Origin of the sequence: Pseudorhizobium endolithicum (assembly GCF_902153245.2) — a bacterium.
GTDB lineage: Bacteria > Pseudomonadota > Alphaproteobacteria > Rhizobiales > Rhizobiaceae > Neorhizobium > Neorhizobium endolithicum.
The window spans coordinates 14,687-35,208 of sequence record NZ_CABFWF030000014.1 but is presented as its reverse complement, the minus strand read 5'-3'; the positions used below and the strand labels follow the sequence as shown (position 1 = coordinate 35,208).

Annotated in this window: 19 protein-coding genes, 1 tRNA gene and 2 riboswitches; of the genes, 10 read left to right on the top strand and 10 right to left on the bottom strand. The window is 63.0% G+C overall.

The genetic code is table 11. The features are described from left to right. Nucleotides 1–21 precede the first annotated feature (21 nt). Both RTCK_RS15500 and RTCK_RS15495 read right to left on the bottom strand, forming a co-directional pair. A complete protein-coding gene (locus RTCK_RS15500; RefSeq protein WP_142522575.1) occupies nucleotides 22–276 on the bottom strand; it encodes a YMGG-like glycine zipper-containing protein in 255 nt (84 codons plus the stop codon). 33 nt (nucleotides 277–309) lie between these two features. Continuing rightward, the gene (locus RTCK_RS15495; RefSeq protein ID WP_142522576.1) at nucleotides 310–465 is read right to left on the bottom strand and encodes a DUF3309 family protein; all 156 of its coding nucleotides are present in this window, start codon (nucleotides 463–465) and stop codon (nucleotides 310–312) included. A 338-nt stretch (nucleotides 466–803) separates the two neighbouring features. Between RTCK_RS15495 and RTCK_RS15490 the strand changes: the two genes are divergently transcribed. The 5 genes from RTCK_RS15490 (at nucleotide 804) to RTCK_RS15470 (ending at nucleotide 6,855) form a co-directional block, all read left to right on the top strand. After that, on the top strand, nucleotides 804–3,824 hold the full coding sequence (locus tag RTCK_RS15490) for a helicase-related protein (protein WP_142593730.1): 3,021 nt from the start codon (nucleotides 804–806) through the stop codon (nucleotides 3,822–3,824). Nucleotides 3,825–3,827: 3 nt separating this feature from the next. Next, entirely contained in the window at nucleotides 3,828–4,172 is a 345-nt protein-coding gene (locus RTCK_RS15485) for an RNA-binding S4 domain-containing protein (RefSeq protein ID WP_142522577.1), read from the top strand. 247 nt (nucleotides 4,173–4,419) lie between these two features. Further along, nucleotides 4,420–4,758, top strand: coding sequence for a ferredoxin FdxA (gene fdxA / locus RTCK_RS15480; RefSeq protein ID WP_142522578.1), 339 nt, complete (start codon nucleotides 4,420–4,422; stop codon nucleotides 4,756–4,758). Between the two features lie 380 nt (nucleotides 4,759–5,138). Next, a complete protein-coding gene (locus tag RTCK_RS15475; RefSeq protein ID WP_142593456.1) occupies nucleotides 5,139–5,708 on the top strand; it encodes a CarD family transcriptional regulator in 570 nt (189 codons plus the stop codon). Nucleotides 5,709–5,994: 286 nt separating this feature from the next. Then, nucleotides 5,995–6,855, top strand: a complete 861-nt coding sequence (locus tag RTCK_RS15470) for an RNA polymerase factor sigma-32 (protein ID WP_142593455.1) — start codon at nucleotides 5,995–5,997, stop codon at nucleotides 6,853–6,855. A gap of 9 nt (nucleotides 6,856–6,864) precedes the next feature. Here RTCK_RS15470 and RTCK_RS15465 read toward each other — a convergent pair whose 3' ends face one another. From RTCK_RS15465 to RTCK_RS15435, 7 genes are all read right to left on the bottom strand, one after another. Continuing rightward, the gene (locus RTCK_RS15465; RefSeq protein ID WP_142593729.1) at nucleotides 6,865–8,358 is read right to left on the bottom strand and encodes a M48 family metalloprotease; all 1,494 of its coding nucleotides are present in this window, start codon (nucleotides 8,356–8,358) and stop codon (nucleotides 6,865–6,867) included. A 223-nt stretch (nucleotides 8,359–8,581) separates the two neighbouring features. After that, nucleotides 8,582–9,307, bottom strand: a complete 726-nt coding sequence (locus RTCK_RS15460; protein ID WP_142522581.1) for a thiamine ABC transporter ATP-binding protein — start codon at nucleotides 9,305–9,307, stop codon at nucleotides 8,582–8,584. Then, nucleotides 9,300–10,925 (bottom strand): thiamine/thiamine pyrophosphate ABC transporter permease ThiP, encoded by a 1,626-nt coding sequence (locus RTCK_RS15455; protein ID WP_142593454.1) that lies wholly within the window; start codon nucleotides 10,923–10,925, stop codon nucleotides 9,300–9,302. Before RTCK_RS15455 ends, RTCK_RS15460 begins: the two co-directional genes overlap by 8 nt. A 9-nt stretch (nucleotides 10,926–10,934) precedes the next feature. Further along, entirely contained in the window at nucleotides 10,935–11,936 is a 1,002-nt protein-coding gene (gene thiB, locus RTCK_RS15450) for a thiamine ABC transporter substrate binding subunit (RefSeq protein WP_142593453.1), read from the bottom strand. Nucleotides 11,937–11,973: 37 nt separating this feature from the next. After that, nucleotides 11,974–12,074: riboswitch (TPP riboswitch) on the bottom strand. 47 nt (nucleotides 12,075–12,121) lie between these two features. Then, the gene (locus tag RTCK_RS15445) at nucleotides 12,122–12,571 is read right to left on the bottom strand and encodes a response regulator (protein ID WP_142522583.1); all 450 of its coding nucleotides are present in this window, start codon (nucleotides 12,569–12,571) and stop codon (nucleotides 12,122–12,124) included. Between the two features lie 138 nt (nucleotides 12,572–12,709). Beyond that, nucleotides 12,710–14,539, bottom strand: coding sequence for an ABC-F family ATP-binding cassette domain-containing protein (locus tag RTCK_RS15440; protein ID WP_142593452.1), 1,830 nt, complete (start codon nucleotides 14,537–14,539; stop codon nucleotides 12,710–12,712). A 4-nt stretch (nucleotides 14,540–14,543) separates the two neighbouring features. Continuing rightward, nucleotides 14,544–15,197, bottom strand: a complete 654-nt coding sequence (locus RTCK_RS15435; RefSeq protein ID WP_142593451.1) for a thiamine diphosphokinase — start codon at nucleotides 15,195–15,197, stop codon at nucleotides 14,544–14,546. Nucleotides 15,198–15,294: 97 nt separating this feature from the next. Here RTCK_RS15435 and RTCK_RS15430 point away from each other — a divergent pair, with 97 nt between their 5' ends. The 4 genes from RTCK_RS15430 to RTCK_RS15415 all read left to right on the top strand — a co-directional run bounded on the left by RTCK_RS15430 (nucleotide 15,295) and on the right by RTCK_RS15415 (nucleotide 19,491). After that, nucleotides 15,295–16,134: an AAA family ATPase gene (locus RTCK_RS15430; RefSeq protein WP_142522586.1), complete on the top strand. Its 840-nt coding sequence runs from the start codon at nucleotides 15,295–15,297 to the stop codon at nucleotides 16,132–16,134. Between the two features lie 40 nt (nucleotides 16,135–16,174). Beyond that, nucleotides 16,175–16,252, top strand: a riboswitch (SAM riboswitch). 55 nt (nucleotides 16,253–16,307) lie between these two features. Next, nucleotides 16,308–17,228: a homoserine O-acetyltransferase MetA gene (gene metA, locus RTCK_RS15425; protein ID WP_142522587.1), complete on the top strand. Its 921-nt coding sequence runs from the start codon at nucleotides 16,308–16,310 to the stop codon at nucleotides 17,226–17,228. Nucleotide 17,229: 1 nt separating this feature from the next. Continuing rightward, nucleotides 17,230–18,411, top strand: coding sequence for a vWA domain-containing protein (locus RTCK_RS15420; protein ID WP_142593450.1), 1,182 nt, complete (start codon nucleotides 17,230–17,232; stop codon nucleotides 18,409–18,411). Between the two features lie 66 nt (nucleotides 18,412–18,477). After that, nucleotides 18,478–19,491, top strand: a complete 1,014-nt coding sequence (locus RTCK_RS15415; RefSeq protein ID WP_142593449.1) for an aldose epimerase family protein — start codon at nucleotides 18,478–18,480, stop codon at nucleotides 19,489–19,491. Nucleotides 19,492–19,631: 140 nt separating this feature from the next. Here the strand turns inward: RTCK_RS15415 and RTCK_RS15410 are convergent. Next, a tRNA-Gly gene (locus RTCK_RS15410) sits at nucleotides 19,632–19,706 on the bottom strand. A 279-nt stretch (nucleotides 19,707–19,985) separates the two neighbouring features. Between RTCK_RS15410 and RTCK_RS15405 the strand changes: the two genes are divergently transcribed. Then, the gene (locus RTCK_RS15405) at nucleotides 19,986–20,507 is read left to right on the top strand and encodes a prolyl-tRNA synthetase associated domain-containing protein (RefSeq protein ID WP_142522590.1); all 522 of its coding nucleotides are present in this window, start codon (nucleotides 19,986–19,988) and stop codon (nucleotides 20,505–20,507) included. Nucleotides 20,508–20,522: the final 15 nt, after the last annotated feature.

Sequence of the window (20,522 nt, the reverse complement as noted above, 5' to 3'; positions counted from 1 at the left end):
ATTTCTGCTGAGCGATAGCTGTTAGCGGCAACGCGCTTCGTAGGTGCGGCCGTGGCGGTCGCGATAGATGCAGTAGCCGGAGCGCTCCTGGGAGGCGCCGACGAGGGCACCCACGGCGCCGCCGGCTACGGCACCCACTGCCGCGCCACCCCAGCTGTTCGTCGCGACGCCGCCAATGACGGCGCCGGTGCCGGCACCGATGGCCGTACCGCGTTCGGTGGATGTGCAGGATGCGAGAGAGCCGATAAGGGCGGCTGCGAGCAAGATCTTCTTCATGGTTCTTCCTTCCCGTTTTTGATGACGCTTTACTTAGATCCTGCCCATGAGCAGGAGGATGATCACGATAATCAGGACCAGTCCCAGACCTCCTGACGGTCCATAACCCCAGCTGCGGCTGTAACCCCAATTCGGCAGAGCGCCGATCAGAAGCAGTATCAGGATGACCAGCAACACCGTTCCGAGCATCTTTTTCTCCGTCCGGACATTTCAGGATGCGGGAACAAACGCATCTTCTACCGTTTTGTTCCAAGTCGCAATGACTCAGGGCAAGATGTTCCAGATGCAGCAGATCAAGGCCGCATGCCTTCCGGCGAAAAAGGGGCTAGAGAACAAACCGGCACCGGGCGCCGTCACCGATTCGTCGCCGGTTCGTTCCGCGTTGTTCTGCAAGCGCCGGCTTATAAAACGTGGGAGAAGGGGAGCGACGGCTTGCCATTCCCCCGGCCGATAGCCATTTCTGGCGAAGCCGGTCACGACCTCCGGCGATACAACGTTTTGCGGACACGGTTTTGAATTCCCAGCCCATGATGCTGAGCGGTCGCGGCGTGACTGCCGTGCTCGGTCCCACCAATACAGGCAAGACCCACTATGCCATCGAGCGGATGGTGGCTCACGGCAGCGGCGTTATCGGTCTTCCGCTGAGACTGCTGGCACGTGAGGTTTACACGCGCGTCGTGGAAAAAGTCGGCGTGGCTGCGGTGGCTCTAGTTACGGGGGAGGAGAAGATCACTCCGCCGGGCGCCCGTTTTTCCGTCTGCACCGTCGAGGCCATGCCACGCGAGACGAATGCCGCTTTCGTCGCCATCGACGAGGTGCAGCTTGCGGCGGATCTGGAACGGGGCCACATCTTCACCGACCGGATCCTGCATCTGCGCGGGCGGGAAGAGACCCTTCTGCTTGGTGCGGGCACGATGCGAGCGATCCTGGAGCGGATCCTGCCGGGCATCACGGTTGTCGAACGACCCCGCATGTCGCAATTGTTCTATGCCGGGCAGAAGAAGATCACCCGGCTTCCTCAACGCTCGGCGATCGTCGCCTTTTCTGCAGACGAGGTCTATGCCATCGCCGAACTCATCCGGCGGCAGCGTGGCGGAGCAGCAGTCGTTCTCGGTGCGCTCAGCCCGCGGACGCGCAACGCGCAGGTGGGCCTCTACCAGGAAGGCGACGTGGAGTATCTGGTGGCGACCGACGCGATCGGCATGGGCCTCAACCTCGACGTCGACCATGTCGCCTTCGCCCAGGACCGGAAGTTCGACGGTTTCCAATTCAGAAATCTCACCCCCGGCGAGATGGGACAGATCGCCGGCCGTGCCGGCCGTCATGTCCGCGACGGAACCTTCGGCGTCACCGGTCAGGTCCGGCCGCTCGACGAGGAACTGGTCGAACGCATCGAGAGCCACGAGTTCGAGGACGTGAAGGTTCTCCAATGGCGTTCCAAGGCGCTGGACTTTGCCTCGATCCGGGACCTGCGCGCAAGCCTCAATGTCGCGCCCAGCATTGCGGGCCTGACCCGGGCACTGCCGGCGACGGACAGCCAAGCGCTCGATCACCTTTCGCGCTATCCCGAGATTATCGATGCGGCAACCACGCCGGCAAGGGTGGAAAGGCTTTGGGAAGCCTGCGCACTGCCGGATTACCGCCGGATCGCTCCCGCTCAGCATGCGGACCTCATTTCGACGCTTTTCTTCGATCTGGTGCGCCACGGGACGGTGAATGAAGACTTCATGGCCGAACAGGTTAAGCGCGCCGACCGCACCGACGGCGAGATCGACACGCTGTCGGCGCGAATTGCGCAGATCCGGACGTGGACCTATGTCTCGAACCGCCCCGGCTGGCTGGCTGATCCGACACACTGGCGAGAAAAGACCAGGGAAATTGAGGACAGGCTGTCGGACGCCCTACATGAACGGTTGACGAAACGCTTTGTTGACCGCAGGACATCTGTGCTCATGAAGCGCCTGAGAGAGAATGCGATGCTGGAAGCAGAAATCAGTGTGAATGGTGATGTCTTCGTCGAAGGTCATCACGTCGGACAGTTGGCGGGATTCCGGTTCACGCCCATCGCGGGGGCGGAAGGTCCGGACGCGAAGGCTGTCCAGGCTGCGGCGCAGAAGGCTCTCTCGCTCGAGTTCGAGGCCCGCGCGGCGCGCCTTTATGCTTCCGGCAATGGCGACCTCGCGGTCGGATCGGATGGTTTCGTCCGTTGGCTGGGCGACCCCGTCGCGCGGCTTGCCGAGAGCGATCACATCATGCGCCCGCGGGTGATCCTCCTTTCCGACGAGCAGTTGACTGGCACCGCGCGCGAGCACGTGCTCGCCCGCATCGAAAGGTTCGTCAACCACCATATCGCCACGGTCCTGAAGCCGCTCGACGACCTCTCCCGCGCCGAGGATCTCCAGGGCCTGGCCAAGGGTCTGGCATTCCAGCTCGTCGAGAACCTCGGCGTTCTCTTCCGCCGGGATGTGGCCGACGATGTCAAGTCGCTCGATCAGGACGCCCGGGCTTCCATGCGCCGGTACGGCATCCGTTTCGGCGCCTATCACGTATTCATGCCTGCGCTGCTCAAGCCGGCGCCTGCGGAACTCATCACGCTGCTCTGGGCACTCAAGAACGACGGCCTGGACAAGCCGGGCTATGGCGACCTGATCCCGGCACTGGCGGCTGGCCGGACCTCGGTCGTTGCCGATCCCGGCTTCGAACGCACCTTCTACAGACTGGCCGGCTTCCGCTTCCTTGGAAAGCGGGCGGTGCGCATCGACATTCTCGAGCGGCTCGCGGACCTCATCCGTCCCCTTCTGCAGTGGAAGCCGGGCACGTCGCCCCGTCCGGAAGGTGCCTATGACGGACGCCGGTTCACGACCACCACCTCCATGCTTTCCATTCTCGGCGCCACGCCGGACGACATGGAGGAGATCCTGAAGGGGCTCGGCTACCGCGCGGACGTCGTCAGTGCGGATGAAGCCGCAGCCTTCCTCTCGGCGCAGCAACCTGCGCCGCAGGCGGAAGCCGCAGACGGCAGCGAAGCGGGAGACGCGGCCGCCGAGTTGGAGGCGGAGGTCGCGAAGAATGAGGCTCCGAGCGAGGCCGCTGTCGAGGCGAAGCCCGCCGTGGAGCAACCGGCTGCCGCCGAAACCTCCGCAGACGAGCAGGCGCAAGCCAATGCCGACGCCGCCGCTGCTGAGCCCGAGGCGCCGAAGCCGGTTCTTCTCTGGCGCCCCGGCGGCGGCCGCAACGAGAACCAGCGGACGGGGCGTCCCCAGGGGGGCGACCGCCGTCAAGAGCGCCGCGGCGAAGGTCGCGTTCAGGGAGAGCGCGGTTCTCGCGAGAACGGCCCTCGCGAAGGCGGCAGGCCCGGCCGGGAGAGCCGCCGTCCGGATGGCAAGAGCGACCGGCCCCCGCGCGGCGAACGGCCTGATCGTCAAGAGCGCGGCAAACCGTCGCAGCCGGCGCGTTTCGAGGCCAAGCCGCCCCGCAAGGAGAAGCCGGTGGATCCGGATTCACCCTTTGCGAAGCTGGCCGCGCTGAAGGAACAGATGAAGAAGTAGGCCATGGAGGAAGTCGAGCTACCCGACGGTTCGCCCCAGCGCATCGACAAGTGGCTCTTCTTCACGCGCATGGTCAAGTCGCGGTCCATCGCCCAGTCGCTTGTCGCCGCCGGCTCGGTCACGGTGAACGGTGCGGTGGCTCGGCAGTCCAGCCTGACGGTGCGGCCGGGGGACAAGGTGGGTATTGCGCTGGAGCGGCGGGATGTCCTCCTGGTCGTCCGCGCGGGAGGCTCACGCAGAGGCCCCTTCGAGGAGGCGCGCCTGCTTTACTCCGACATCTCCGAAAGTCTGGGCGAGCAGAAGGTCCTGACGCCGTTCGAGCGGGCGCAAAGACGACCGAAGCCGTGAAGGCCGTGCCAGGGCTTCGACATCCGGGGCGGCCGTTCGAACAGGCTTATCTCGCGGAGAATAATGCTCTTCCTACGGCGGTTTCCGCAGAAGGTTTATCCTTGCTAACGGCCGGGAAAGGTTCTACCTCACACTCGAACGCGGGTGCGCCGGCGGTCCGATCCGGCCGCGGAATCTTGCATCCGCACCGGCGGTTTTGCCTACCTCCCAGGCGAAACCCGCGCGACCGCGATTTCTGGAGTGCCGCATGACCTACGTCGTGACTGACAACTGCATCCGCTGCAAGTACACCGATTGTGTCGAGGTTTGTCCGGTAGATTGCTTCTACGAAGGCGAGAACTTCCTGGTCATCCATCCGGACGAATGCATCGACTGCGGGGTCTGCGAGCCGGAATGTCCGGCAGAGGCCATCAAGCCGGACACGGAGCCGGGGTTGGACAAGTGGCTGAAGGTCAACGCGGAATATGCCCAGGTCTGGCCTAACATTACCGTCAAGCGGGATCCCATGCCGGAAGCGAAAGAGATGGACGGCGTAGCTGGCAAATTCGAGCAGTATTTTTCCCCGGAGCCGGGCCAGGGAGATTGAGGGAGAAGCTTCGCTGTCTTCCGCAAGAGGTCAAACTGCGGTCTTGTCTCTCTCTTGAGCACGCGGCAGTTGATCTCGTCTGACCGCTTACAAAAGCAAATTATTGATTTACGCACTTTTTTGTGGTAGACAGAAGACACTGTTCCACAAGGCGGCACTTGCGTGCCCAAAAAACATCACGAAAGTAACAGATCATTCAACGCGGTTCCCGTGACATTGCCGTTCTGTATATGTCTTCGCGGTTCGCGGTGGAGTTCTTTTTTCGCGCACGTTGGTCGGACCAGTATTGAGTGACCCGACGGTTTCCCCCGTCTCATCCGGGCCTGCCTGACCCGGCCCCGGTCGTTTACCGGGTGCGTAACAGGGAGTTTGTGAAACGTATGACCACCCAGCAGAAGAAATCTCCGGCACGCCAGGGCTTCAAGACCGGTGAAGCAATCGTATATCCCGCCCATGGCGTAGGCATGATCACCGCTATCGAAGAGCAGGAAGTGGCGGGCATGAAGCTCGAGCTTTTCGTCATCGATTTCGAGAAGGACAAGATGCGGCTGAAGGTGCCGGTGGCGAAGGCCGTCAGCATCGGCATGCGCAAGCTGTCGGAGACCGATTTCGTCGACCGCGCGCTCAAGGTTGTCCAGGGCAAGGCCCGCATCAAGCGCACCATGTGGTCGCGCCGCGCCCAGGAATACGATGCGAAGATCAATTCCGGGGACCTGATCTCCATCGCCGAAGTGGTGCGCGACCTTTACCGCGCCGAAAATCAGCCGGAGCAGTCCTATTCGGAGCGTCAGCTGTATGAAGCTGCCCTGGATCGGATGGCGCGGGAGATCGCCGCGGTCAACAAGATGTCCGATACTGAAGCCGTTCGTCTCATCGAGGTCAATCTCGCCAAGGGGCCGAAGCGTGGCAAGGTGGTAGAGGAAGACGAGTCTCAGGACGAGGCGGCGTAACAGCAGCGTTCATCCCAACAAAAGACCCGGCCTTGAGCCGGGTTTTTTATTGGAACTTTTCCGCCGGCGCGACGTTAACCCGCCGGAACGGCGAACTGCTCCCGTCTTCGGACGCTTCAGCGAACCGATCCTCATCAAAAGAATTAGGGGGCTGCCTCCCAATGGCAAGGCCTCCTCGGGAACAAAGAGGAGATGGGAGACAGTTGGGGAACCTCCGTGGCGAACCTTCGTCACGCGTTGCGCAACCGGCCTCTTGTCGAAGTCAGCCAACTTCACGGAGAACTCCATGAAAGCCATGTCCGCGGACCGCAATATGATCAAGATTGCCATGTCGGCTCCCTACCTGGCCAGAGATGAGGAGCGGGATCTGGCCATCCGCTGGAAGGACGACCGGGACCAGGATGCCCGCAACCAGATCGCGCTCGCTCATATGCGCCTCGTGATCGCCATGGCATCCAAGTTCCGCGGCTTTGGATTGCCGATGAGCGATCTGGTTCAGGAGGGTTATGTCGGGCTTCTCGAAGCGGCAGCCCGTTTCGAACCCGCGCGTGATGTTCGCTTCTCGACCTATGCAAGCTGGTGGATCAGGGCGTCGATGCAGGATTACATCCTGCGTAACTGGTCCATCGTCCGCGGTGGTACGAGTTCGGCGCAGAAGGCCTTGTTCTTCAATCTCCGGCGTCTGCGTGCGAAGCTGGCGCGCGGCGACAGCAACCTTACATCGCGCGCGATCCATGAGGAAATCGCCGCGGCGCTGGGCGTCAGTGTGGCGGATGTGCAAACCATGGACGCCCGTCTTTCCGGCAATGACGCGTCCCTGCAGGCGCCATCCATAGCCGGCGATTCAGACAGCGGCGAACGCCTGGACATGCTGGCGAGCGGCGAGCCCCTGCCGGATGAACAGGTGTCGGGAATGATCGACGGCGAGCGCCGCATGCGCTGGCTGCACGGCGCGCTGACCAAGCTCAACGACCGGGAAAAGAAGATCATCCGGGCGCGCCGTCTTACCGACGAGGGAGCTACCCTGGAAGCCCTCGGCGCCGAGCTGGGGATTTCCAAGGAGCGCGTACGCCAGATTGAAAGCCGCGCGATGGAGAAGCTGAAATCGGCGCTGGTCTCGGCAAACCCGCAGATGGCGGCTTGCTGAAGGCCGCTATCACTCGGAGATGATCTTGACCTTCTGGCCGGGGGAAATGGTTCCTCCTGCCGGAATGGCATTGATCAGCTTGAACAGGTCCAGCTTGCGGTCGGTCCCCATCATGCGCGCCGCAAGCGTTGCCAATGTATCCCCTGACCTCGCAGTCACGATGCGCACGCGCAGCGGCTTCAGCGCGGCGATTTCCTGTGGTGTCATCCGCCGGAAGCTCGATGTGAGAACCCGAGATACGCTTTCCAACGCAGGGCTGCCTTTTGGAACGGCGGTCAAGAAGCGAAAGATCTGATCTCCGATCCGGATGACCGTCACATCGAAATCCCACCGTTCGGCGGAGGCGCGTGCCGTCGCCGCAGGAAGACCATTCACGATCGCCGCCCTCACCGTCTCCGGCTTCAGACCGGCAACCCAGCCGCTCGTCAGGTAATTCTCCAGGCTTGTGGTGTCTCCGGCATCCACGCCGTCGAAGCGCACAGCGGTTTCTCCGGGGCCGGTGGCGAGCACCGCATCCACCTTGTTGTCGATGCGGAAATCTGCGGGAACCTCGAAGCGTATGCCCAGCCCCCCATGCAGGAAGGTCTGTCCGCGCACGAAGCCCTCCTCGGGGCTGTCCCCGTAGAGAAGGCCATCGATGCCGGCCAGATAATAGTCCCTCCCGCGATCGCCGACGGTGCCCTCCATTCCCTGGGAGCGGGCGTGACGGCGTGCCAGGTCGACGCGCTGGGGCGCATTGGGGTGGCTGGAAAGGAAATCGAGGCTCTGGTCCGTATCAGGGTCTACGGACGAGAAACGCGCATAGGCCGCCATGGAATCGAGGAAGCGGGGCGCCGCATACGGATCATAGCCGGCTTCCCCCAGCATGCGGACCCCAATGACGTCGGCCTGCAATTCCTGCTGGCGGGAAAAGGCGGCGAGACGCAGCTTGCCGCGGGCGAGGGCCTGCTTTCCGGCGAGGTCGCTGGAAAGAACCTCCGCCACGACCCTGCTGGCGATCACCTCGGCCTCTTCCCGCCGCTGCCGCTCGATCCCATGGTTGGCGGTCACATGCGCCATCTCGTGGGAGAGCACGGCCGCGACCTCGGAGGCATCATTGGCAAGGGCAAGCAGCCCGCGCGTCACATAGAGGTACCCTCCGGGCAAAGCGAATGCATTGATCGCAGGCGAGTTGAGGATCGTGATCCGGTAGGACTGCGACGGATTTTCAGAGACGGCGGTCAAGGCTCCCGCAATGCGGGCGACCAGCTTCTCCGTCTTCTCGTCATGATACTCGCCACCATAGCTCGCCACGATCCGCGGATGTTCGCGCGCTCCCATTTGCGCCCGCGGATCGTTCTTCTGGACCTCGTCTACGATTTGCGGTGAATCGGAGGGGGCGACGTTCGGCTGGTAGGCCTGATCCAGTATGGACTGGCAGCCCGCAAGCATCGCCGCAGAGGCGAGGACAGCGGCAAGGCTCCTCGTCGTCCGGCGATGGCAGGTGCGCGGAAGTGCCGGCATTTCGATCCTTACCGTCGATTTCGGATTTGTCATTCCAAAGACCCGCTGCCCGGCCGTCCGTCGGGATGCCCCATCCTGAACGAGTTCGACTGTTCTTTCCTGTTGCTTATCCACTTTCACGCCGCAATTACAGCGCTCGTTTGACAGATAGGCGCCCCGCCCCACTCAAAAAGATGCTGTTGCTGCGATGCCACCGCGCCACGACCAAATTGTGGCAGCGCGGTTAACCCGCGAGGAACTGCGAGACCATCGGCATATCGGTATGGGACAAGAAATCCGCGGTCGGCTCCTGGAGCAGGATGTTTGCTCGATCCATGAACAGGACGTGGGTGGACAGGCGCCTCAGCTCTTCGGGATCATGGGTGACGATCACCACGGTGCTTCCGGTCTCCCTGTGAAGTTGCGACAGCAGCGAAGCCATGTCGAGGCGCAGGCCGGGGTCGAGAGCGGCGAACGGCTCATCCATCAGGAGCACGGGTTTCCGCCGGACCAGGACGCGGGCGAAGGCGACGCGCTGCCGTTCGCCACCGGAGAGGCTGGGCGGAAGGCGGTGCTCCATCCCCGCCAGCCCCACATGCACGAGAGCGGCGGAAACCGCTTCCCGCTCCGGCGGGCCCAGCCGTCGGAGCGAGGGACGAACGCCGAGGGCGACATTGGTGAAGACATCCAGATGTCCGAAAAGGTTGTTGTCCTGGAAGACCAGGGAAACCGGCCTTTCGGACGGATGAAGCGGGGTCACGTCTTTCTCGTCGAAGAGTACCCGACCGTTTGTGGGGGTCTCGAAGCCCGCGATGAGGTTGAGCAGCGTCGATTTGCCGGCGCCTGAGGGTCCCGCGACGGCGGTGATCGCTCCCGCGGGAATGCGGCAGTCCAGCCGAAAGCGGGTCGCGCCCAGTGTCAACTCCACGGCGTCCAGCCGGATTTCCGGCGCCTCCAAGATGTTACCCATGGCTGTTTCCGCGCCTTTCATATCCGGAGGTCCCGATAAGCGTCAGGACGAGGCACAGCGCGCCGAGGAGGAGCGCCAAGCCATCTGCGTCTGCCGTCCGGTAGCTCGACAGCCGGCTATATAGATGCCATGGCAGCGTGACGAAGTCGTTGGATGCGAAAAGTGCGACCGCGCCCAGGTCACCCAGGGATAGCGACATCGCAAAAGACAGTGCGAGCAGGGCAGGCCGAATGAGTGCGGGGCGATCGATCCGCCAGATCCTGGCCCAACCCGAGATGCCCAGGCTGGCGGTCAACCTGCCGGTTTTCCGGCGATGCTCCTGCATGGCGGGTTCCAGCACCCTGATGACGAAGGGCAGCGCCATCAGGGTATTGATCGAGACGACAAGGCCGGCAGTGAGGGATGAACCGGATGCGAGGGGCCTCAGAAGCAGGAACCATCCGGTGCCGAGCACGACGGGCGGGACCAGGAGAACCAGCAAGGGCGCGGTCCCGAGGGCGGCCGAGAGGGCCAGAAGCGGCTTTCCGGGCGTCTTGGTTTCCCGGACGGTGAGACGGGCGCCGATGATCGCAACCGAAAGAAGAAGTGCCGCGATACTCGACGACAGGGCGACCATGGTGCTCGTCGCCAGGGCTTGGCGGAAGGCGGTGCTGGTGAGAAGGCCGGTCAAGTCGGCCCGTACACCTGCCCAGACGATTGCGCCCAGCGGCAGCAGAAGCATGAGCGTGGCACAGCAGATCATAACGGCATCCCAGATCACGCTTGCCGTGCCCCGGCCGTCTAACCGGCGGCTGCGGCGGCCGGTGGTGACTGACGCTTCCTCGGCTGCAGGAAGCAATGACAGGACGGCGAGAACCACTGCGGTCACGCCGATCTGAAGCAATGCCAGCGTCATGGCACGGGCGGGATCGAAGTCGAAACGCAGCGCCTGGTATATGGCCACTTCCAGGGTTGTCGCCGCCGGTCCTCCGCCCAGCACCAGAACGAGCGTGAAGCTCGTGGCGCACAACATGAAGATCAAGGTGCCGATGCCGGGCAGGATGCGGGAAAGGGCCGGCCACTCGATGCGGAGGAAGATGACCGCGGGCTTCATGCCGAGTTGGGCGGCCAGCATCCAGTACTCGCCGGGAAGCCGGTCCAAGGACGCGACCATCAGGCGGCAAGCCAGCGGCAGGTTGAAGAAGACATGCGCCAGAAGGATGCCGCCGAGCCCGTAGATATTGACCGGCTCATCGAGGCCGAAGCCGAGGAGCAGGTCGTTCACCATCCCTTGGGTACCCCAGACCGTGATCAGGCCAAGAGCAGCCACCAATGCCGGCAGCCCCATGGGAACCGCCATCAGCCGCAGTATCCACAGCCGGCCGGGAAAACGGGGCCGGCGCGCCAGTGCCAGCGCCACGGGAACTGCCAACCCGATGGAAAGAAGCGTGGATAGTCCGGCCTGGAGCAGCGTGAACCGAAGGACGCGCATGGTGTAAGGCGTCCAGAAGGATGTTTGCGAGGGCGGTAGATCCGGCCTGAAGAGCGCGTAGACGGCAAGGGCGACAAAGACCACCAGGGCTGCGAAGGCCGATAGTCCTGTGCCGATGGCCGTCCGTCTTTCCGCCGTCGTCAGCATCCGGCGCTACTAGCGCTCGCTCATGGCGGTGAGCCATTCGTCGATCCAGGCCTGACGGTTCGCGGCCACCTCCGCCGGATCCATCAGAAACGTTTTCGCCGGCTTGACGAGGCGGTCGAATGCGGGCGGCAAAGGCTCGGCCGTTTCGCCCGCCGGCATCATCCAGTTGGTGGTCGGGATGATGTCCTGGAAAGCCGGCGACATCATGAAACGCAGAAACTCCTTCGCCAGTTCCTTCTGCCGGGACATGGTGACGAGGCCCGCCACCTCGATCTGGATGTAATGCCCCTCGGCGAAGGCCGCGGCCTGGTAGCGCGCATTGTCCTCCGCGACCATGTGGTAGGCGGGCGACGTCGTATAGGAGAGGACCATGGGCACCTCCCCCTTGGTGAACAGCCCGTAGGCCTCTGACCAGCCGGGAGTGACGGTCAGCACCCGTTGGCGCAGCTTGGACCAGGCTTCGCCGGCGTCCTCCCCATAGACTGCTTTAACCCACAGAAGCAGGCCAAGTCCGGGCGTGGAGGTCCGGGGATCCTGAATGACGATCTTCCGGGACGCGTCCCCTTCGACCAGATCCTTGAGGCTCGCCGGCGGTGTCTTCATGGTTTCGGTGTCATAGAGGACTGCGAAATGGCCGTAGTCGTAGGGAATGAAGACATCGTCCCTGTAGCCGCCAGGCACACTGATCGCTCCCGTGTCGAGACCGTGCGGCTCGAACAATCCAGTGGCTTTCGCCTCTCCGGCGAGATTGGTGTCGAGGCCCAGCACGACATCCGCCTGGCTGGATTGCCCCTCCAGCTTCAGCCTGGAGAGAAGGGCCACGCCGTCTGCGACAGCCACGAAGTTCACCGTGCAGGAACAGGTCTCTTCGAACTTCTGCTTCACCTTTGGTCCAGGGCCCCAGTCGGCCGTGAAGCTCTCATAGGTATAGACCGTCAGCACCTGGTCCTGCGCCTTGGCGGGCAGGCCGAAGGCCACGGCGAAAATAAGGGGAAGCAGGAATTTTCCCATCGGTACCTCCTCGATGCTGCAAGAAGGATCGGGCGCCGATGAAGAGCCGTCTAATCCCTCCGCCGGTTCTAACCGGATCAGGTTCAGCGGGTTGGACAATGCCTCTCAGCCGCCTGTGCGGCACCCCGTTAGAGCGGTGAAGATGTAGCGAGCGGGGAGGAGCTTGGCAAGCTGCTCCCTTGGGGTCAATGGTGGCGTTGGAATACCCTGAGTTCCCGCGGAAGGGTCGCCATTCCTCCCGTTCGGTCCGCAACGGCGTAACCGATCGACTGTTCGATCACATGCGGCATGACCGGCTTCGTCAGCACGCCGAGCGGCCCATCGTCGCGCCCTTCCACCTCTTCGGGATTGGCGGTCATGAAGATGACCGTCACCCCGTACTTCTCGGCCAGTTCACGGCCGATCGAGGGCCCTGTCCGTCCGTCGGCGAGATTGACGTCCACGAGTGCGATATCGGCGCTCTGGGCCAGAGCCATGGCATGGTTGCGGCCATTGGCGAAGCCAACCACCTGCAAGCCCATCGCCTCGACCGTCTCGGCGACATCCAGCGCGATCAGGAACTCGTCCTCGACAATCAGCACGCGCTGATCGGAGGAGTCCCGGACCTGCCAACCACTCGGTACACTTGTCAGCATCGCTCTTCTCCTGCTGGTTCCGCCGGTCGATCTCTGGCGTATCAGATCGACACTGCCACCCGAACGAAGACTTGCAGATATTGTTCCGGATTGAGCCACTGCCCCCGAAGCCAAGCCTTTGGTATGGCTAACAGATCGTTAAGGCTGGCCCTCGAGTTCCTCGCGCAGCATCTCGAGCTCCAGCCATTCCTCTTCCATGCGGCTCAGGCTGTTGCGCAAGCCTTCAAGTTCCGCCGCGAGCCTGTTGAAGGCGGCAGGGTCGCGCGTGAAGAGAGCAGGGTCGGCCATCGTCCGTTCGCGTTCGGCGATGTCGGCCTCGGCCTTCGCCATCTCCTTGGGCAGATTTTCCAGCGCGAACTTCTGCTTGAAGGAAAGCTTGCCCTTGCTCTTCGGTGAACCAGGCGCAGGCGACGCGGGTTCGGCCTTCGGCTTTTCCTGCCTTTCGGCGCGTCGCCGTTCCTCCTGCGCTCCGCGGCGCTGGGCAAGCATGTCGGTATAGCCGCCGGCATATTCGATCCAGCGGCCGTCCGGCGCTTCCGGATTGGCCGGTGCGATGGTGGAGGTGACGGTACGGTCCAGGAAGTCGCGGTCATGGCTGACCAGGATCACGGTGCCGTTATAGCCGGCCACGATCTCCTGCAGGAGGTCCAGCGTCTCGATGTCCAGGTCGTTGGTCGGCTCGTCAAGGATCAGCAGGTTGGAGGGCTTTGCCATGATCCGCGCCAGGATCAACCGGGCCCGCTCGCCGCCGGAAAGGTTCTTGATCGGGGTGCGGATCTGTTCCGGCTGGAACAGGAAATCCTTCATGTATCCTGCGACGTGTCGCTGCTCGCCATTGACCAGCAGGGTCTCGCCGCGCCCGTCTGTTAGGTAGTGGGAAAGCGTGTCGTCGGGATCCAGTTCCTCGCGCTTCTGATCCAGTGTTGCAACGTCGAGGTTCGTTCCCAGCCGGACCATGCCGGCGTCAGGCTGGAGTTGACCGGTCAGCATCTTCAGGAGCGTCGTCTTGCCGGCGCCGTTCGGTCCAACGAGGCCGATGCAATCGCCCCTGTGAACACGGATGGAGAAAGGCGCGACGATGGTCCGTTCGCCGTAGCTCTTGGTGATGCCGTCCGCCTCGATCACCAACTTGCCGGATTCGCGTCCCTCCGATACCTGAGCCTGTACGGTGCCCTGCGGTCCCTTGTGGCCGCGATAGGCTGCGCGCATGTTCTGCAGTTCTCCGAGCCGGCGCATGTTGCGCTTGCGACGTGCCGTAACCCCGTAGCGGAGCCAATGCTCCTCGCGCTCGATCGCCTTGCCGAGCTTGTGCTGTTCCAGCTCTTCGGCCTCCAGCACCTCGTCACGCCAGGTCTCGAAATGGGCGAACCCGCGGTCGAGGCGGCGGGAGGTGCCGCGGTCGAGCCATACCGTCGCGGTCGAGACCTTCTCGAGGAACCGGCGGTCGTGGGAGATCAGCACCAGGGCGCTGCGGGTCTTTCGCAACTCGTCTTCCAGCCACTCGATCGTCGGCAGGTCTAGATGATTGGTCGGTTCGTCGAGCAGGAGAATGTCCGGCTCCGGTGCCATCACCCGTGCGAGGGCGGCGCGCCGGGCCTCGCCACCCGACAACTGGCGCGGATCCTCGTCGCCGGTGAGGCCAAGATGCTCCAGGAGGTACGTGATCCGGTAGGGATCGTCGCCGGGACCGAGGCCGGCTTCCGCATAGGCCTGAACCGTCGCGTAGCCGGCAAAATCCGGGGCCTGCTCGAGATAGCGGATCGTGGAAGCGGGATGGCGGAAGACCTCGCCGGACTGCGGCTCTACCATCCCGGCCGCGATCTTCATCAGGGTCGATTTACCGGATCCGTTTCGTCCGACGAGACAGATCCGGTCGCCCGGCTCGACCTGCAGGCCGGCACCCGCCAGAAGCGGCGTTCCGCCGAAGCTGAGGTGAATATCGTCGAGTTTCAGGATCGGGGGTGCCAATGCTTCAGGCTCCGGTCAGGTCATAGGGGCGGGCGAGGATAATCGCCCTGCCGCGATCAAGGGAAAAGCGGACGGGGCCTTCCGCGACGTTCGATATGGTGCGCGACGAGCCGAAGGGCAAAGAAAAGCTGTCGAGCGGATAGCGTGCATTGCTGATCGTCAATCCGTGAAGATCGGAGAGGCCTATCACCGAAAAGAGGGAACTTCTCGGGAGGTCCATGACCCTCGATACCGCGGGTATCAGAGGCACACCCTCCTCGCGTCCGGAGGTGAGAAGCACGTCGAGGCCCCGTTCGGCAAGGCTCATGCCGTGCAGGAAGTGCTGCAACGCGTGGTCGCTCCGCTCTCCGCCGAGCGCGCCTGCAAGGATCAATCGGCGCGCACCCCTTTCGATCGCTTCGGCTGTTGCGATCTCCCCATCGGTTTCGTTCTTTGCGGGCGGATAGGGCTGCCGTTCCACGCGCGGCCAGGCATCGACCAGTTCCCGGGGGGTGGAATCGAAATCCCCCACCCAAAGCTCCGGCTCGACCTGCAGGGTAGCCGCATGGCGCATGCCGCCGTCGGCCGCGATGAAACGGCTCCTCGCCAACGTGTCGCGCAGGCGTGGCGTCAGGGTAAGGTCGCCGCTAAGCAGGATGGTGAAGGTCGAACCGGTCATGATCGATGCCCTTAGCCGAAACCGGGCCGGAGGCAAAGCGGCTTGCCTGCCGAGGGTCGAGCTTCTAGTTTGCCGGCGAATACGACAAGGGTAGTTCATGCAGTTTCACGGTACCGCGGATTATATCGCCGACAAGGATCTCATGGTCGCCGTGAACGCGGCCATCCGGCTGGAAAGGCCGCTTCTGGTCAAGGGCGAGCCGGGCACCGGAAAGACAGAGCTTGCCCGGCAGGTCGCCAGGGCGCTCGGTCTGCACCTGATCGAGTGGAATATAAAATCCACGACGAAGGCGCAGCAGGGGCTCTACGAATACGACGCCGTCTCGCGGCTGCGCGACAGCCAGCTCGGCGACGAGCGCGTCAACGACGTGCGCAACTACATCCGGCAGGGCAAGCTTTGGCAGGCCTTTACCGCGCCGGGAAAAACCGTTCTGCTGATCGACGAGATCGACAAGGCCGATATCGAGTTTCCCAACGACCTCCTGCAGGAACTCGACCGGATGGAGTTCCACGTCTACGAGACGGGGGAGACGGTGACGGCGAAGGTGCGTCCCATCGTGATCATCACCTCGAACAACGAAAAGGAACTGCCCGACGCCTTCCTGCGCCGGTGCTTCTTCCACTACATCCGCTTTCCCGATGCCGATACGCTGTCTCGGATCGTCGGGGTTCATTATCCCGGCATCAAGCAGGACCTCGTCCGGGAAGCCCTGGCGCGCTTCTTCGAGATCCGCGAGATGCCGGGACTGCGCAAGAAGCCTTCGACGTCGGAGGCGCTTGATTGGATCCGATTGCTGGTGTCCGATGATGTCGATCCCGCCGATCTTGCGGCCAACATCAAGACGGCCTTGCCGAAACTGCACGGCGCCCTTCTGAAGAACGAGCAGGATGTGCACCTCTTCGAGCGGATGGCGTTCCTGGCCCGTCGGGAGCGATAGGCGGCACTTCTTGACCTTTGGCACCCGCGGGCGTAATTGAACGCTGTTCCGTGGTGATTTGGCCGGCCGGCTTGCAGCCACGTTAAACAAGTCGCTAAAGGGCCGCGCGAAGTCGACTTTCACGCGCCGGTTGCGATTTGTTCGCCGCCGGCTTTTTGTTTTGTGAGTGTGCGATGCCGATCAAGATTCCCGATACGCTGCCGGCTTTCGAAATCCTCGTGCAAGAGGGTGTGCGCGTGATGACCGAGACAGTCGCCATCCGCCAGGATATCCGCCCGCTGCAGATCGGGCTCCTCAATCTCATGCCCAACAAGATCAAGACCGAGATGCAGATGGCGCGGCTGGTCGGTGCCAGTCCGCTGCAGGTGGAGCTGTCGCTGGTCAGGATCGGCGGCCACAAGGCGAAGAACACCTCCGAAGAGCACCTGCTCGCCTTCTACGAGACGTGGGAGGAGGTGAAGGACCGCAAGTTCGACGGCTTCATCATCACGGGCGCGCCGGTGGAAACACTGCCGTTCGAAAGCGTCACCTACTGGGACGAGATGCAGCAGATCCTCGACTGGACCACCACCAACGTCCATTCGACCATGAATGTCTGCTGGGGCGCCATGGCGGCGATCTACCATTTCCACGGCGTGCCGAAGCATGAGCTGAAGGAGAAGGCGTTTGGTGTCTACCGGCACCGCAACCTGTGTCCTGCATCGGTCTACCTGACCGGCTTCTCCGACGATTTCCAGGTGCCGGTGTCGCGCTGGACCGAGGTGCGGCGCCAGGACATCGAGAAGGTGCCGGACCTCAAGATCCTCATGGAATCGGACGAGATGGGCGTATGCCTCGTGGAAGAGGCAAAGGGGCGGCGGCTCTATATGTTCAACCACGTCGAATACGACTCCACATCCCTGGCGGACGAATATTTCCGCGACGTGAACGCCGGCATCCCGATCAAGATGCCGCACGACTACTTCCCCCACAACGACGTGACGCTGCCGCCTCAGAACCGCTGGCGCAGCCATGCCCATCTCCTGTTCGGTAATTGGATCAACGAGATCTACCAGACGACGTCGTACGAGCTGGAGAAGATCGGTACGGTCTAGGATGCTGCTTTCCTTCTTCCTCGAGCTGAAGGCTGCGAAGGTCCCGGTCACCTTGCGGGAGTACCTCTCGCTCATGGAGGGGATGAAGCAGGGGCTGGCGGATTTCGATGTCGAGGCGTTCTATTTCCTCGCCCGTACCTGCCTGGTGAAGGACGAGCGTCATATCGACCGGTTCGACCGGGTCTTCGCCGCCCGTTTTCGCGGTCTCCAATCTGCAGTTGGCGGCTCCGGGCCTGCCGCGGCCGACCTGCCGGAGGAATGGCTGCGGAAGTTGGCAGAACGGCACCTGACGGAGGGGGAGAAGGGACTGGTCGAGGCTCTCGGCGGTTTCGACAAGCTCATGGAGACCCTTCGTCGGCGGCTGGAAGAGCAGAAGGGTCGCCATCAGGGCGGCTCCAAGTGGATAGGCACTGCAGGCACTTCGCCCTTCGGCGCCCATGGCTACAATCCGGAAGGGGTGCGCATCGGGCAGGACGGTTCGCGTCATCGCCGTGCGGTGAAGGTCTGGGATCGGCGGGAGTTCGCGGATCTGGACGATACGGTCGAGCTCGGTACCCGCACCATCAAGATCGCGCTGCGCCGGCTGCGGCGCTGGGTGCGCGAGGGAGCGGCGGAGGAGTTCGACTTGCCCGGCACGATCCGGTCGACGGCGGAGCACGGCTATCTGGACGTGCGCACCCGGCCGGAGCGGCGCAATGCGGTGAAGCTCCTGATGTTCTTCGACGTCGGAGGCTCGATGGACGATCATATCCGCGACGTCGAGGAGCTGTTTTCGGCGGCGCGAAGCGAATTTCGCCACCTGGAGCACTTCTATTTCCACAACTGCCTCTATGAAAGCGTGTGGAAGGACAATAGCCGCCGGTCCGAACGGATCGCGACGGAGACGATCATCAACGGTTTCGGCAGCGACTACCGCGTCGTCTTCGTCGGCGACGCCTCCATGAGCCCGTACGAGATCACCCATCCGGGCGGTTCGGTGGAGCACTGGAACCGCGAGCCGGGCGAGGTCTGGCTGCGGCGCATGACGGAGCATTTCCGACGCTCGATCTGGCTCAATCCGGTGCCGGAAGGACATTGGCAGCATACTCACTCGATCGGCCTCGTCCGGCATCTCCTGTCGGGACAGATGTATCCTCTCACCCTCGGCGGCCTGGAGCAGGCAACCCGCGCCCTCAGCCGATGACGTCTTGCCGATTGCGCGGGCGGAAGAAATCGATCAGGTTCGCCCAAGCTGATTTGGAGGCATGCAATGGCTGAGCGCGAAGTCTTCGGAACGACTGCAAGCGGAGAAACGGTCTCTCGGGTAGCGATCCGCGGCGGCGGCTTGACCGCGCATGTCATGACCTGGGGCGCTGTCATCCAGGATCTGCGCCTCGAGGGACACGAAGCACCGCTCGTTCTCGGTTTCGATACCTTCGACGACTACCCCCGCTATTCCTCCTATTTCGGAGCGACGCCGGGGCGCTGCGCCAACCGCATCACCGGGGGGCAGTTCGAACTGGACGGCGAGTCCTACCAGCTGGAACTCAACGAGAAGGGCGTCACCCATCTGCATGGCGGAAGCGACGGCATCGCCAAGCGCAACTGGGACATTCTTGATCTTGCGGAGAACAGGGTCGTGCTGCGGATCACCGACCCCGACGGCCGCGCCGGCTATCCCGGCAACTGCACCGTCACCGCCACCTATCACCTGGCCGGCAACGGTGCGCTCAACGTGCTCTACGAGTCGACCGCGGACCAGCCGACGCCCTGCAACATCTGCCAGCACACCTATTTCAACCTCGACGGCCACGAAACCCCCCTAGGCCACGACATCATGATCGCCGCCGATGACATCGTGGAGGTCGATGAGCGCCAGTGCCCGACGGGCCGGCTGTTGCCGGTCGATGGAACGGTCTTCGACCTCAGGGCCATGGGGCCGATGAACCGGAAACAGGGCGGCAGCCAGGTTCTGTTCGACCACAATTTCTGCCTGTCGGAAGAGCGGGTGGTCAAGCGTTCGGTGGCTTTGGCTCGCAGTGTGCATTCCGGTGTCTCGCTGGAGGTGCGCACGACGGAGCCCGGCATCCAGTTCTATTCCGGCTTCAAGCTCGATGTCCCGGTGCCGGGGCTGGAAGGCCGCCGCTACGGTCCCTTCGCCGGCTTCTGTCTCGAGACGCAGGTATGGCCGGATGCCGTGAACCATCCGAATTTCCCGAACGGCGTGCTCCGGCCCGGCGAGGTGCTGCGGCAGGAAACGGATTACGTGTTCGCAAAGAACTGACAGCCGTCCGGCCCCGGGCGACCCGGCCCCTTCCGGCGGTCGGGCCGCGGCCCGTCGATATCCGAACGCAGGTGCCTTCGAGCTGTTACGGATGTCCTCGGAACAGGCAAATGGCGATTTTCTCTGGAAAATATGAAAACTGGAGCGGGCGAAGGGATTCGAACCCTCGACCCCAACCTTGGCAAGGTTGTGCTCTACCCCTGAGCTACACCCGCTCATCAAACCGCGATCCGGGGTAGACGCTGGACCGTGGGTCGCGGCGCTGCCGGCGACGGGCGCTATATGGCCCAAGTGATTTTCGAATGCAACAGGGAAATGTCAGTGTGGCGGAGAATTTTTGGCGGCGGCGGGAAGGGGCGAGCTTTGGCGATCTTCGAATGGTCGAGGGTGGATAGGAGCGGGAGATCTTGTGCTTGTCGGGGCTCCACCGGCGCGATAAGCCAGGCATCGCCGTTGCGCGTCATAGTCCACACGCAGGAGAACCTTGGTCGATCATGAGCGATGCTGTCCCTCTGCCCGATTTGAAGACCCCCGACGACCTGTTCGCCTTTCTGAACGCGCTCGGGATTTCCCATGCCACCAAACGGCATGCTCCCGTCTTCACGGTGGCGGAGTCCGTCGCGCTGCGCGACGAGATCCCCGGCGGCCACACGAAGAACCTCTTCGTGAAGGACAAGAAGGACAGGTACTTCGTCCTGACGGTCGAGGAAAACGCAACCGTCGACCTGAAGACGATCCACAAGGTCATCGGGGCAGCGAGCCGCGTCTCGTTCGGCCGGCCGGAAAAATTGATGGAATATCTCGGCGTCGTGCCGGGCTCGGTGACGGTGCTGGGGGCATTCAATGATACCGGGGGCAACGTCACCTTCATCCTGGACGAGGACCTGATGAGGAACGAGATCATCAACGCGCATCCGCTTTCCAACGACGCCACGACCTCGATCCGCCGGGAGGATCTGCTGCGTTTCCTGGAAGCGACAGGCCATCCGCCGCTTGTCTTGAAACTGACCGACTGACATACGATGTTTCGC